At 41.0% G+C, this 13,372-nt stretch carries 13 protein-coding genes; 6 read left to right on the forward strand and 7 right to left on the reverse strand.

Annotation, left to right across the window (positions count from 1 at the left end; genetic code table 11):
• Nucleotides 1-36: 36 nt before the first annotated feature.
• Together lat and K7X70_RS21775 are read left to right on the forward strand one after the other, a co-directional pair.
• Nucleotides 37-1,368: an L-lysine 6-transaminase gene (gene lat / locus K7X70_RS21770; RefSeq protein WP_222539021.1), complete on the forward strand. Its 1,332-nt coding sequence runs from the start codon at nucleotides 37-39 to the stop codon at nucleotides 1,366-1,368.
• Complete coding sequence (locus K7X70_RS21775) at nucleotides 1,368-1,784, forward strand: hypothetical protein (protein ID WP_222539022.1); 417 nt, start codon at nucleotides 1,368-1,370, stop codon at nucleotides 1,782-1,784. Before lat ends, K7X70_RS21775 begins: the two co-directional genes overlap by 1 nt.
• Nucleotides 1,785-1,817: 33 nt before the next feature.
• On the opposite strand, the gene K7X70_RS21780 is transcribed toward K7X70_RS21775, so the two are convergent.
• From K7X70_RS21780 to K7X70_RS21795, 4 genes are all read right to left on the reverse strand, one after another.
• The gene (locus K7X70_RS21780; protein WP_222539023.1) at nucleotides 1,818-3,179 is read right to left on the reverse strand and encodes an acyl-CoA dehydrogenase family protein; all 1,362 of its coding nucleotides are present in this window, start codon (nucleotides 3,177-3,179) and stop codon (nucleotides 1,818-1,820) included.
• A gap of 97 nt (nucleotides 3,180-3,276) precedes the next feature.
• Nucleotides 3,277-3,993, reverse strand: coding sequence for a bacillithiol biosynthesis deacetylase BshB1 (gene bshB1, locus K7X70_RS21785; RefSeq protein WP_222539024.1), 717 nt, complete (start codon nucleotides 3,991-3,993; stop codon nucleotides 3,277-3,279).
• Nucleotides 3,994-4,017: 24 nt separating this feature from the next.
• The gene (locus K7X70_RS21790) at nucleotides 4,018-4,515 is read right to left on the reverse strand and encodes a glutathione peroxidase (protein ID WP_222539025.1); all 498 of its coding nucleotides are present in this window, start codon (nucleotides 4,513-4,515) and stop codon (nucleotides 4,018-4,020) included.
• A 3-nt stretch (nucleotides 4,516-4,518) separates the two neighbouring features.
• Nucleotides 4,519-5,136: a DUF4294 domain-containing protein gene (locus K7X70_RS21795; protein ID WP_222539026.1), complete on the reverse strand. Its 618-nt coding sequence runs from the start codon at nucleotides 5,134-5,136 to the stop codon at nucleotides 4,519-4,521.
• Between the two features lie 341 nt (nucleotides 5,137-5,477).
• On the opposite strand from K7X70_RS21795, the gene K7X70_RS21800 reads away from it, so the two are divergent.
• From K7X70_RS21800 to K7X70_RS21815, 4 genes are all read left to right on the forward strand, one after another.
• Entirely contained in the window at nucleotides 5,478-7,688 is a 2,211-nt protein-coding gene (locus tag K7X70_RS21800; protein WP_062550109.1) for a RelA/SpoT family protein, read from the forward strand.
• Between the two features lie 63 nt (nucleotides 7,689-7,751).
• Complete coding sequence (locus tag K7X70_RS21805) at nucleotides 7,752-8,243, forward strand: Fur family transcriptional regulator (protein WP_062550110.1); 492 nt, start codon at nucleotides 7,752-7,754, stop codon at nucleotides 8,241-8,243.
• A gap of 32 nt (nucleotides 8,244-8,275) precedes the next feature.
• Complete coding sequence (locus tag K7X70_RS21810) at nucleotides 8,276-9,553, forward strand: adenylosuccinate synthase (protein WP_187664934.1); 1,278 nt, start codon at nucleotides 8,276-8,278, stop codon at nucleotides 9,551-9,553.
• A gap of 80 nt (nucleotides 9,554-9,633) precedes the next feature.
• Nucleotides 9,634-10,887 (forward strand): anthranilate synthase component I family protein, encoded by a 1,254-nt coding sequence (locus K7X70_RS21815; RefSeq protein ID WP_222539027.1) that lies wholly within the window; start codon nucleotides 9,634-9,636, stop codon nucleotides 10,885-10,887.
• Between the two features lie 67 nt (nucleotides 10,888-10,954).
• Here K7X70_RS21815 and K7X70_RS21820 read toward each other — a convergent pair whose 3' ends face one another.
• From K7X70_RS21820 to nadC, 3 genes are read right to left on the reverse strand one after another with little or no spacing between them, the layout of a single operon-like run.
• A complete protein-coding gene (locus K7X70_RS21820) occupies nucleotides 10,955-11,782 on the reverse strand; it encodes a M48 family metallopeptidase (protein ID WP_222539028.1) in 828 nt (275 codons plus the stop codon).
• Nucleotides 11,783-11,794: 12 nt separating this feature from the next.
• Nucleotides 11,795-12,442, reverse strand: a complete 648-nt coding sequence (plsY, locus tag K7X70_RS21825; RefSeq protein WP_062550114.1) for a glycerol-3-phosphate 1-O-acyltransferase PlsY — start codon at nucleotides 12,440-12,442, stop codon at nucleotides 11,795-11,797.
• 52 nt (nucleotides 12,443-12,494) lie between these two features.
• A complete protein-coding gene (nadC, locus tag K7X70_RS21830; RefSeq protein WP_222539029.1) occupies nucleotides 12,495-13,337 on the reverse strand; it encodes a carboxylating nicotinate-nucleotide diphosphorylase in 843 nt (280 codons plus the stop codon).
• Nucleotides 13,338-13,372 lie beyond the last annotated feature (35 nt).

A 13,372-nucleotide genomic window follows, 5' to 3' on the forward strand; every position in this document is an offset into this window, starting at 1 on the left:
TTTTGTTAAATTTGATTACACCAAAATATAGAATTTATGTATGAACTTACGGTAAGCCCAGGTCAGGTAAAAGAGACTTTAAGCAAACATATTTTAGCGGATGGTTTGGACCTCACCTATGATATGGAAAAAAGCCATGGATCTTATATCTACGATTCAAAATACAATCGGAAATTATTAGATTTCTTTACTTGTTTTGCATCCGTTCCTTTGGGTTATAACCATCCTAAAATGGTCAATGATGAAGTGTTTCTGGAAAACCTGTTGTTGGCTGCTTTAGCAAACCCTTCGAACTCTGATGTTTACACCCAGCATTATGCGCAATTTGTGGCTACATTCTCAAAAATTGGTATTCCTTCCTATCTTCCTCATGCTTTTTTCATTGCCGGTGGTGGCTTAGCGGTAGAAAATGCAATAAAAGTAGCGATGGACTGGAAAGTTCAAAAGAACTTTGCCAAAGGGTATAAAGAAGAGAAAGGGTTTAAAGTACTCCATTTTGAGAAAGCCTTTCATGGCCGGACGGGTTATACGCTGAGTTTAACCAATACGCTGCCAGACAAAACCAAATGGTTTGCAAAGTTTGACTGGCCAAGAGTTGCTGTACCTACCGTCAAATTCCCTTTGCAGGATGAAAACCTGGAGAAAGCAATTTCGACAGAAGAAGCTTCCATTGCCCAGATTAAGCAAGCTTTTGCAGAGAATAAAGATGAGATCTGTGCCATCATCGTGGAACCGATTCAATCTGAGGGTGGCGACAATCATTTGCGGGAAGAGTTTTTGATTCAATTGAAAACCCTTGCCGATGAAAATGATGCCTTTTTGATTTATGATGAGGTACAAACAGGTGTAGGCCTAACCGGTAAATTCTGGTGTCACCAGCATTTTAGTGAAAAGGCACGTCCGGATATCCTTGTCTTCGGTAAAAAAATGCAGATCTGTGGAATTTTGGTAGGCAATAAAGTAGATCAGATAGAGAACAATGTGTTCCATGTACCCTCGAGGATCAACTCCACCTGGGGTGGTAATCTGGTAGACATGGTGCGTTCTACTCAGATCCTGCAAATCGTTGAAGAAGATCAGCTTTGTCATAATGCCACCGTTGTTGGTCAGTATTTACAGGAAAACCTCGCTCAATTTGCCCAAAAATATGATAAGGTGACCAATGTAAGAGGAAAAGGCTTACTTTGTGCTTTTGATTTCCCAAGCAAAGAAATGCGCAATGCTTTCGTCCAAAAAGGAATGGAAAACAATGTGATGTTTTTAGGCTGTGGAAACCAGTCCATCCGTTTCAGACCAGCGCTTTGCATAGAGAAAAAGCACATCGATGAAGGAATGGAGGTCATGAATAAAATTTTACCAACTTTATAATGCGCAATAAAAAGTTTAATATTTTTCTGAGTGTACTGATTTTAGTGTTAGTGGGATGGATGATGAAGGGCACCTTTACCCAGCCAGGGATTGACGATCTGAAAGGAGAGTTTACCGAGGTAGCACATTACCGGAATGAAAACAATACCGGTCCCATACAATACGTGTTTACGGTAACCCTGAAAGACACGGTCTGGTCTGAAATGGAAACTTATGGTAATTTTAAACCCCATCATAAAGGCGGAAATACTAAGGTTTACTTCTTTCTAAAAGGCACAGCCGTACCGACTCAGTTGAGCCCGGGAAAAATAAACTTTGATCCTTCTTATAATGGTGCTTGTATTGCCCTTTATGAAAAAAGTGCAATGGGCAATACAAGCTTAACCAAATATCCCTTTAAATCCACCTCCTTTTAGGTCATTCTTTAAGCTGTCTGGATTTAAAAAGGTTTACACAAAGGCAGAAAAGCCGGTAATCGCCCTGCCTACGATTAAAGTATTGATTTCTTTGGTTCCTTCGTAAGAATAAATCGCTTCGGCATCTGCAACGAAACGCGCTACATCATACTCCAGTAAAATCCCATTTCCGCCCATCACTTCCCTTGCTCTGCTCACCACATCTCTGGTTCGCATAGAACAAAACACCTTCGCTAAAGAAGCATGTTCGTCGGTTAATAGGTTTTGATCCTGTAGCTGCGACAGCCGGAAACAAAGGGTTTGCATCGCTGTTAAGTTGGACAGCATTTCTACCAGATGGTTTTGAATCAATTGAAAAGAAGCAATAGGTTTACCAAACTGTTTCCTGGTTCTGGTATAGTGTAAGGCACTTTCATAGGCTCCCCGGGCGCATCCTACGGCCTGCCATGCCACTCCTGCCCTGGTCATTTTTAATACTTTAGCTGTATCTTTAAAAGAATTGGCATTTTGAAGGCGATCTACCTCATCTACTTCACAGTTGCTTAGCGTGATCAAACCATTTTGTACGATCCTGAGGGCCATTTTGTCCATCATTTTCTCTACCGCAAAGCCTTTGGTACCTTTTCTAACGAGAAAGCCCTTCACCTCCTGATCGTCCAGGTCTCTGGCCCAGATGATGGTGACATCAGAAAAAGGCGCATTGCCAATCCACTTCTTCTGTCCGTTTAAGATCCATTTACTCCCCTGACGCTTTGCTGTAGTGGTTAAGCCCCCTGCTACTCCGGATCCCACCTCTGGTTCTGTTAATCCGAAAGCACCAATAGTTTTCATTTGCTGCATTCCAGGCAGCCATTCTTCCCGCTGGGCTTCTGATCCCAGCAAGTAGATCGACCCCATTGCAAGTCCGCTTTGTACGCCAAAAAAAGTGGACATAGAGGTATCTACCCTAGCCAATTCCATCGCTAGAATCCCCTCCATTAAATTCGATTTATTCGGACAGCCGTAACCTTTATAGGTCAGGCCGCAGATGTTGAGTGCTGCAATTCCAGGAATCAGTTCAAAAGGAAATTCTGCCTTCAGCCAGTATTTATTCACTACAGGTTTCACTTCCCGCTCCAGAAAATCTCTTACTTTTAGCTGCAAGGCACGGTCTTCCGCTTTTAAAGCTTCATCACCAAGGTGGTAAAAATCCCCTTCGATAGGTGGAAGTTCCCGATGTTTATGTGGTGTCCCGATCATTTTCATCAAGCCCTGCAATTGCGTTTCATCAAGATTGGCTACAGAATCTACAATTTTTGTCAGGTCGACTTTTTTGGAGAGTGCCTCCAGTTTCTGAAAATCTACACTTTTGAAAAGCGTGTAGGCATTTTTAAGGGAAGAGAAGATATTCGCCATATTTTGCTGTTTCTATTAAAAACAGCAAAAAGGCGATTTTGTTAGTTTTTGATCAGCCTGCTGCGCCAGCTGAAGCAACTGCAGCTTCCTTTAAGCCTTAGCTTAAATCAAATAGGTTGTTTACACCAAGCAATTTACGGGAGGTAAAACCTTCTCCATAAGTGGCTCCGATAGATTTACCGAACTCACGGGCACGTCCTATTACACTGTCGAAAAACTCTGGTGAGGAAATATAAGTTTGCTGTTCTTCATGGTCCGGATTAAAAAACTGCGTTTTAAATGCTTTGATAGCATCAATTTTGATTTGAATAAAAGGCGTAATGTCAATAATAATATCAGGCTCAATGTACCGGTCCTGAATGTATTGCAGCACCAATCTTGGTCTCCATGCTTCCTGGGCTATCCCATCAATTTCGGTATGGATCTTTGGTAAACCGGATAGAAAACAGGCATCATTACTCAAATCACCCGCACGGCCATGATCTGGGTGCCTATCGTGGAGGGCATTGGTTAAAATTATCTCTGGCTTATATTTACGGATCATTCTGATGATGGCCAGTCGATGTTCTTCGTCATTGGTAAAGAAACCATCTCTGAAACGAAGGTTTTCACGGGCATGGAGGCCTAGAATCTCCGCTGAGTCTGCGGCTTCCTCATCTCTGATTTCTGCGGAGCCTCTGGTTCCAAGTTCACCTCTGGTAAAATCAACAATTCCTACTTTTTTACCAAGGGCAATGTGTTTTGCTATTGTTCCAGAGCAGCCTAATTCTGCATCGTCCGGGTGAACGGCAAGTACTAATATATCTAACTTCATACGTGTAATAATTGTCTGGGCGCTTTATCCCAGTCGCTGGATTTTCTTTTTTACTTTGTTGGACAATGGTTTGGTGAAAGGAAAGAAATAGTCCACCACTTCTCCTTTTTTATTGATCAGGTATTTGTGGAAGTTCCATCTAGGTGTAGACGTTAAATTTCCATTGAGTTTTTTATCTCCCAGGAATTTATACAAAGGATGCGCATGTGCTCCTCTAACCATCGTTTTTTCAAACACAGGAAATTCCACCCCATAATTTACTGCACAGAACTCCTGAATTCCAGCCCCTTCTAAAGGTTCTTGTCTGCCGAAATCATTAGAAGGAAAGGCAAGTACTTCAAAATCCTGAGATTTCAGCTCTTCCCTTAACTCCTGTAACTCCTTCAGCTGAGGTGCAAAACCACAGGCCGAAGCAATATTGACAATTAATAAGTTTTTATTTTTATAATCTGAAAGATTCTTTTCTTTTCCATTGATCAATTTCACCTTAAACTGGTGTATACTTTTTGGCTGATCCGACATATTTTATTGATAAAATCCAGAAGAAAGAATGATCGCTTCAATGTCGCGTTCTTCCGTCGGATTGTATTTACTTTTTAGGTTATGGCCAACTACTCTGGCTACTGATTGGTATAAAAAGGCGGTAACGCCCCCTTTCGTTTCTTTTACAATTTCATAAGTGGTACGTCCTACTTCCCGGTCGATCAACTTCGTTAAAATCTGTCCCTGAGAAATGGTCAGTTCCTTAATTTCCCTGTTGAACATGTCCTTAATCTCCTTATCACACTGTTTAACCAAATTTTTCTGCGTCTTTTTATCGGTCGCCAGCGCAAGGTCTTTCTCCAGCTGCTCATATCTGCGTTTTGCAAACAATGCATAAGGCATCACCTTCATCACATTGTAACGCAGCCTGTTATAAGCCGCGCGATCTTCAGGAGTCTTAAAAATCCGATACCCATAGATCGTCACTTCTGAAAGCGGAATCCATGGAATCATCTCGCCATTCTCATTTGTAGAGGCCACACGAATGGTGTCGTTTTTCCCCAATACCGGGTATTTCACGGCCACAGCGCCGGTCTGCCCTTTAGCAGAAGCCGCTGTAATCATGACAATTGACAGAAAAAACAACCTGTAAAATTTCATAAATTTATACCTCTTCAATAAAGGCCAATTTAATACATTAATTGATTACTATTCTAAGATAAAATTTTCATAGGGAAAGCTTATCATCCTGACGTAAATAATACAAATGAAATGCCAATGATCATTTCATAAAATCATCGGTTACGAATGCAGGAGGAATAACTTAGAGAAACTTAAAATTGGAGGAATTATTGTGTATCACTATAGGATCTTTACAAAAAGCTTATATTAATAAAAGTATAGGGGCAATAAACTAGTATTTAAATAAAATTTTAGGTTCATTTGCCATTTGAACAGCGATCCATAACCAACAGAATTACCGAAAAACAATTTATAGATTGATGAAGAACACACTAGTGATTGATTTAGAAGCAGAGAAGCAAGAGATATTGAAGCGATACCGTGCGCTTCTGCGTGCCTGTAAGCCAACACTTCAGAGGGGGGATAAAAAGGAAATCAGAAAGGCATTTGATATGGCATTGGAGAGCCATAAAAACATGCGTAGAAAATCAGGTGAGCCTTATATTTACCACCCTATTGCTGTTGCGCAGATTGCTGCAGAAGAGATCGGACTAGGAACCACTTCGATTGTATGCGCTTTATTACATGATGTTGTAGAAGATACGGACATTACATTGGAAGATATTGAGCGTGAATTTGGCAAGAAAACGGCCAAAATCATTGATGGTCTGACCAAAATATCCGGCGTTTTTGATTACAACAGCTCTTTACAGGCGGAGAATTTCCGTAAAATGCTGCTGACACTGGCGGATGATGTGCGGGTAATTCTGATCAAACTGGCGGATCGTTTGCACAACATGCGGACGATGGACTTTATGCCCAGACATAAGCAGTTGAAAATCGCTTCAGAAACCATTTACCTTTACGCTCCCCTGGCCCACCGCCTTGGATTATACGCGATTAAATCTGAGCTGGAAGATCTTTCCATGAAATATCTGGAGCCAGACACTTATAAATATATTGCCACACAACTGAATGAGAAAAAGGCCGAAAGGACTTTATTTATCAAAAGGTTTGTGGAGCCGATCAATGAGATCCTGGCAGAACAGGGACTGACGGCCGATATCTACGGTCGCCCGAAATCTATCCATTCCATTTGGAATAAGATGAAAAGTAAAAACATTCCTTTTGAGGAAGTGTATGACCTTTTCGCCATCAGGATCATTCTGGACAGCGCACCGGAAAATGAAAAAGCAGATTGCTGGAAGGCTTATTCTATTGTAACCGACTTGTACCGTCCAAATCCAGATCGTCTGCGCGACTGGGTTTCGTCTCCAAAAGGAAACGGTTATGAGTCTCTGCATACTACCGTAATGGGTCCTAAAGGCCAATGGGTAGAAGTTCAGATCCGTACACAGCGGATGAATGAGATTGCAGAAAAAGGTTTTGCAGCACACTGGAAATATAAAGAATCCAGCAATGACAATGGCCTCGATCAATGGATCATGAAAGTAAGAGAGATGCTGAACAATCCGGAAGCGAATGCTTTAGACTTCCTGGATGATTTCAAAATGAACCTTTTCTCGGATGAGATTTTCATCTTTACCCCTAAAGGAGCTTTACTTCAACTGCCATTGGGCGCTACTGCCTTAGACTTTGCCTTTGAAATCCATACTGATGTGGGTGCCAAATGTATCGGGGCTAAAGTGAATCATAAACTGGTTCCTTTATCCTACAAATTACAGAATGGCGATCAGGTAGAGATCATCACCTCCAGCAAACAGACGCCAAAAGAAGATTGGCTGAATATTGTGGTGACGGCAAAGGCCAAATCGAAGATCAAATCGTCCTTAAAAGAAGAGAAAAGAAAAATCGCGGATCAGGGTAAAGAAACTTTGGAGCGTAAGTTGAAATCGTTAAAAATCACTTACAATACAGACAACCTGAACAAGCTGACTTACTTCTTCAAACTACCTTCTACACAGGAGCTTTTCATAGCTGTTGCGAAAGGAAAGATTGAGTTGAAAGACTTGAAAGATTACCTGGCTAGTGAGAAAGAGATTGAAAACAGAGGTTCTTCTGAGAAGAGCGACAATCAAAAGATTGAGGCTTTACTAAATAAAGTCAAAGGGCCGGAATCTGATATTCTTTTGATTGGCGAAGACTTGCAGAAGATTGATTATACGCTTGCCGCCTGCTGTAATCCCATCCCTGGGGATGACGTTTTTGGTTTTGTCACCGTGAATGAAGGGATCAAAATCCACCGTACCAATTGTCCGAATGCCGCACAGCTGATGGCCAACTACGGATACCGCGTAATCAAAGCCAAATGGAATCGTCAGCAGGAACTCACGTTCTTAACCGGATTGCATATTATTGGAATAGATGACGTAGGTTTGATCAATAATATCACGAAGGTAATTTCCGGAGATTTCAAGGTAAATATGCGTTCTATTACTGTCGATACAGATAATGGCATCTTTGATGGTTCCATTATGGTTTATGTAAATGATAAAGAACACTTAGACAACCTGATTAAAAATCTATTGGAAGTAAAAGGCGTGACGGCAGTTACCCGTTTTGATGCCTAAAAAAACGAATAAAACATACAGGTTTATATAAAAATTGGTACCTTTGAAAGGAGTTTAAAAACTATGTCTACAAACCACAACAGCGAGTTAGTAAGAAAAATATTCGAAGCTTACCTCGAAAATAAGAGTCTGAGAAAAACACCGGAACGTTTTGCCATCTTAGAAGAAATATATTCCAGAGATGACCATTTCGATGTAGAGACCCTCTATATCCACATGAAAAACCAAAAATATCGTGTCAGCAGAGCTACTGTATACAACACTTTAGAACTATTGGTTTCCTGTGATCTGGTGACTAAACATCAGTTTGGTAAAAACATGGCGCAGTTTGAGAAATCTTATGGCTACCATCAGCACGACCATATCATTTGTATTGACTGCGGGAAAGTAGTAGAATTCTGCGATCCGCGTATTCATCAGATCCAAAGTATGGTTGGAGATTTGCTGAAGTTTGAAATTAAACACCACTCACTGAACCTTTATGGCGTTTGTTTCGATTGCACTGCAAAAAATGCAATGAACAATCAGAATAGCGAAGTAAAACATGCAAGTTAACATATCCAATTTATAATATTCAAATTTAAATAATGACGCAAGTAGACGTGCTTCTGGGCCTGCAATGGGGCGATGAAGGCAAGGGAAAAATTGTTGATGTATTAAGTCCTCAATATGATTTGATAGCTCGTTTTCAAGGCGGTCCGAATGCCGGACATACTTTAGAGTTTGATGGCAAAAAGTTTGTTTTAAATACCATTCCATCAGGTATTTTCAATGAAAAAACAATGAATCTTATTGGTAATGGTGTGGTTATTGACCCGATCATTCTAAAAAGAGAGTTAGACAACCTAAAAGCTGCAGGACATGATCCAGTAGCCAAAGGGAAATTGGTAATTGCCCGTAAAGCACATTTGATTTTGCCAACGCACCAGTTATTGGATGCTGCAAATGAGCAAAAAATGGGTAAGGACAAAATCGGTTCTACACTAAAAGGTATTGGCCCAACTTATATGGACAAAACCGGTCGTAATGGATTAAGAGTAGGTGATACTACCCTTCCTGATTTCAAGGAACGTTACAACAAATTAGTAGAGAAACATAAAGAGATTCTTTCTCATTATGAATTCGAATACGATCTAACAGAAAAAGAAGCTGCATTCTTTGAAGCGATTGAGTTTATCAAAACCATTCCTCATGTAGACAGTGAGCATTATGTAAATGGTTTCCTTAAAGAAGGAAAGAAAGTATTGGCAGAAGGTGCACAAGGAACATTATTGGACATCGACTTTGGTTCTTATCCATTTGTAACTTCTTCTAACACCACTACTGCTGGTGCTTGTACTGGTTTAGGTATTGCGCCAAACAGAATCGGCAATGTATATGGTATCTTCAAAGCTTACTGTACACGTGTTGGTGGTGGACCATTCCCTACGGAACTGGACAACGAAGTTGGTGAAAACCTACGTCAGGTGGGTCATGAATTCGGTGCAACAACTGGCCGTGCCCGTCGTTGCGGATGGATTGATATCCCTGCATTAAAATATGCAATCATGTTAAATGGTGTAACTGAGCTGATCATGATGAAAGCAGATGTATTGGATGGTTTTGATACGATCTATGCCTGTACACATTATGAGCACAATGGTGAAACTATTGATTATATGCCATACGACATCATTTCTGTAAAACCTACGCCTGTTTTAAAAGCAATCGAAGGTTGGAAAACTGATGTAACTAAAGTAAATCAGGTAGCAGATATCCCTGCGAAACTTTCCGCTTATATCGCTTTCTTAGAGAAAGAATTGGAAGTGCCTGTAAAATATCTTTCTGTTGGACCAGATAGAGTTCAAACTTTAGAATTGATCTAGAAATTATCTTCAGATATATAGGAAAGGCGGCCAATGGCCGCCTTTTTTTATAGGCTGTTTTCCCTTACCTTTGTAGCGAAATGAGCCATCTGGAATTATCGTTATTTAAAAGTAAAGCACTGCATTGGGCCAATACTTTTGACATCTGCTGCTGTTTAGACTCCAACAATTATACTGACCCTTACGGGAAATTCGATTTTATCATTGCTGCTGGAGCTACAGCGGTACTTTCTAAAGCAACGGGCGGCGCATTTGATGCCTTACAAGATTTCTACGAAGCAAGAAAAACCTGGATGTTCGGTTTATTCAGCTACGACCTGAAAAACGAAGATGAACAGCTGCAATCCAATCATGCAGACTTCCACCAATTCCCTGATTTATTTTTCTTTGTTCCTCAATATCTGATCGCCTGGAAAGATGGGCAGGCAGAAGTGATTTTTGGTGATGCCGAGCTTTTAGAAACCATCTCCTGCTTTGAAATTCCGGAAGTAAAAACTTATCCGGCTTTGGATATCCAGGCTTCGATGAATAAAGAAAGCTATCTGGAGAAGATCAAGCAGCTGCACCAGCACATCAGCAGGGGCGACATTTACGAAATTACTTATTGTCAGGAGTTCTTTGCCGAAAACGCAGAGATTGATCCTTTATATGTATTTGAACAGCTCAACGCCCTTTCCCCTACCCCTTTTGCAGGCTATTTTAAGATCTACGATCAATATATCCTTTCGGCCAGTCCGGAGCGCTTTCTTTGCAAACGAGCGAACAAACTGATTTCTCAACCCATTAAAGGAACAGCCAAACGCAGCCGCGAAGCCAATACCGATGAACAGATCAAACAGGACTTAAGTCAAAATATAAAAGAACAGGCGGAAAATGTGATGATTGTAGACCTGGTGCGCAACGACCTCACAAAAAGTGCCTTAAAAGGAAGCGTTAAGGTCGAAGAACTTTTTGGGATCTATACTTTCCCGCAGGTGCACCAGATGATCTCTACCATCAGCTGTGAGCTGGCGCCAGACTTACATTTCGTAGAAGCAATCCGAAATACTTTTCCAATGGGCTCAATGACAGGTGCGCCAAAAATCCGGGCAATGGAATTGATAGAAAAATATGAGCTGAGTAAAAGAGGTGCATATTCCGGCTCCTTTGGTTACCTCAGTCCTGAGGGAGAGTTCGATTTCAATGTGATCATCCGTAGTATCCTATATCAGAAAAGCAGTAAACACTTGTCTTTCCAGGTAGGTGGTGCCATTACTTATGCCGCTGATGCACATGACGAGTATGAAGAATGTATGTTAAAAGCCTCTGCTATTATCCAAACTTTAACTCCCTAAATGTTATTCCATTAAAAAGGCCGTTACCTTTCAGTAACAGCCTGTCTATTATTTTTTTTTATTCAAATTATCCGGTAGGCTTTCCGGTAGTCGAATTGAAATATTTTTTAGCTTCTGGTAAAAGTCTTTGAATCTGAGCAATACGCGTAGCATCAGAAGGGTGAGTACTTAAAAACTCAGCAGGTTTTTGCGCACCAGCACTCGCTGCAGCCATTCGCTGCCAGAAAGAAATCGCATTGGTAGGATCATATCCGGCCATCGACATAAAAATCAGGCCTAACTGATCTGCTTCCAGCTCTTGCTTTCTTGAATTTGGTAACAATACAAAGCCCTGCGCGCCCAAACCATATGCCTGATTGATCATCGCCTGTGCGGTTTGAGACTTTCCTGCTGTAGCTGCACCCAATAAACTACCCCCAGCTTGTGCTAGAGTAGCTTGAGAAGCTCTTTCTGAGGAGTGCTGTGCAATCGCATGGGCGATCTCATGCCCCATCACTGTGGCTAATCCAGCATCATCCTTTGCAATAGGTAAAATACCACTGTAAACAGCTACTTTACCACCGGGCATACACCAGGCATTTACTTCTTTACTATCAATCAGGTTAAATTCCCAGTTGAAACCCTGGATCTGGCTCGCATAGCCATTGGCGTTCATATACTTTGTAACCGCAGCCTGAATCTTCTGCCCTACTCTTTTTATCCTTGCTGCATCCGCATTGTTGAGCACCTTAGTTTTAGGGTCTCTTAACAAGGAGGTATAACTTTGAGCGGCCGCATTCTGCATCTCACTTTCACTCACAATACTCAATCTGCTGCGTCCCGTTAATGGTACTGTAGAACAGGAGGAGATGGAAAGCATCGCCGCAGCAATGACCATTAAATTTAAAGCTTTCATGAATTCGTTGTTTTAAGTTGTTTTCTTTTTAAACAGGTAAACTTTGGATTCTTTGCCCATGAGGAGTCGCTCTAAATTCTTCTGATGTGTGACCAAAATGAGGATACACACACACATTCCATATAATACTTCTGACTTAACAGAAGAATGCAGGATGAATATAATGCTCAATGGGAAGGTAAAACCTGCACATATAGAGCTTAGGGAAACATATTTAGTGGTTAAGAGTACAACTACAAAGACCAGAACACAAAGCATTGCTGCCGGGAAGTTAACTGCCAAAATCATTCCAAAAAGTGTGGCCACTCCCTTACCTCCTCTAAAGCCTGCAAATATTGGGAATAAATGTCCCATCACAGCGGTTACGCCGAGTGCAAGTTCATAATTGATAAATTGAGAAGAGTTCTGTGGACCGGTAACGGATAGCCCTATAAAGTAGGCAAGTTTGGTTGCAGTATAGCCTTTGGCGATATCTATCGTCATCACGGCAAGTCCTGCACGTTTCCCCAACACCCTAAAAGTATTGGTTGCACCGGCATTTCCACTACCATATTCCCTCACGTCGACACCGTAAAATGCTTGTCCGAGCCATACCGCTGTTGGTATAGACCCAAATAAATAGGCTAAAATTACTGCTGATATAGAATAGACCGAAATCATTAACTACAATTATAGTAAAAAAACAAAATCAAATTCTGATGAATTAAGTTGTTTAGCATGCTTTTAAACTCATGTCTAAACTTTTAACAGAGTGGGTTAAAGCGCCCATAGATATAAAATCTACCCCACACGCCGCGTATTCTACTACATTTTCTTCAGTGATTCCACCAGAAGCCTCTGTTACGAATCTGCCATCGATTAGTTTCACCGCTTCTTTTAAATCGGCAAAGCTGAAATTATCCAGCATAATCCGGTCTACACCTCTATTAGTTAAAACATCATTTAACTCCGAAAGGTTTCTCACTTCTATCTCTATCTGTAAATCTTTATTTTGATCTGCTAAATATTGATTGGCTGCTTTGATCGCATTGGCGATTCCACCAGCATAATCTACGTGATTATCCTTGATCAGGATCATGTCGTATAAACCGATACGGTGATTTACTCCCCCACCGATCACAACCGCCCATTTCTCCAAATATCTTAATCCAGGTGTGGTTTTGCGCGTATCTAACAATTTAGTAGGATACGCAGCCAGCAAACCAACAATGTGGTTGGTTTTCGTGGCAATACCACTCATCCTTTGCATACAGTTTAAAACCAGTCGCTCAGCCAGCAAAATAGAATGCGTACTACCGGAAACCGTCAGTACAATATCTCCATATTTCACTTTTTCTCCGTCAGTAATATTTACCGATACGACCAATTGATCATCAATATAATTGAAAATCGCTACCGCAAGCTCAACGCCTGCAATCACCCCATCTTCTTTAATGAGCAATTTTGCCTTGCCTTGTGCATGGGCTGGAATGGTAGAAAGTGAAGTATGATCCCCATCGCCTAAATCTTCGGCAACAGCGTTTTTTATGAATTGATCTATGATTTGCTTATCCAAAACTTAAAATTAAACCCAAAAATAGCATTTTTACT

This window comes from Pedobacter polysacchareus (assembly GCF_019802255.1).
Lineage (GTDB): Bacteria > Bacteroidota > Bacteroidia > Sphingobacteriales > Sphingobacteriaceae > Pedobacter > Pedobacter polysacchareus.

Coding starts and splice junctions, on each gene's coding strand:
- lat (WP_222539021.1), top strand. CDS start 37: ATGTATGAACTTACGGTAAGCCCAGGTCAGGTAAAAGAGACTTTAAGC.
- K7X70_RS21775 (WP_222539022.1), top strand. CDS start 1,368: ATGCGCAATAAAAAGTTTAATATTTTTCTGAGTGTACTGATTTTAGTG.
- K7X70_RS21780 (WP_222539023.1), bottom strand. CDS start 3,179: ATGGCGAATATCTTCTCTTCCCTTAAAAATGCCTACACGCTTTTCAAA.
- bshB1 (WP_222539024.1), bottom strand. CDS start 3,993: ATGAAGTTAGATATATTAGTACTTGCCGTTCACCCGGACGATGCAGAA.
- K7X70_RS21790 (WP_222539025.1), bottom strand. CDS start 4,515: ATGTCGGATCAGCCAAAAAGTATACACCAGTTTAAGGTGAAATTGATC.
- K7X70_RS21795 (WP_222539026.1), bottom strand. CDS start 5,136: ATGAAATTTTACAGGTTGTTTTTTCTGTCAATTGTCATGATTACAGCG.
- K7X70_RS21800 (WP_062550109.1), top strand. CDS start 5,478: ATGAAGAACACACTAGTGATTGATTTAGAAGCAGAGAAGCAAGAGATA.
- K7X70_RS21805 (WP_062550110.1), top strand. CDS start 7,752: ATGTCTACAAACCACAACAGCGAGTTAGTAAGAAAAATATTCGAAGCT.
- K7X70_RS21810 (WP_187664934.1), top strand. CDS start 8,276: ATGACGCAAGTAGACGTGCTTCTGGGCCTGCAATGGGGCGATGAAGGC.
- K7X70_RS21815 (WP_222539027.1), top strand. CDS start 9,634: ATGAGCCATCTGGAATTATCGTTATTTAAAAGTAAAGCACTGCATTGG.
- K7X70_RS21820 (WP_222539028.1), bottom strand. CDS start 11,782: ATGAAAGCTTTAAATTTAATGGTCATTGCTGCGGCGATGCTTTCCATC.
- plsY (WP_062550114.1), bottom strand. CDS start 12,442: ATGATTTCGGTCTATTCTATATCAGCAGTAATTTTAGCCTATTTATTT.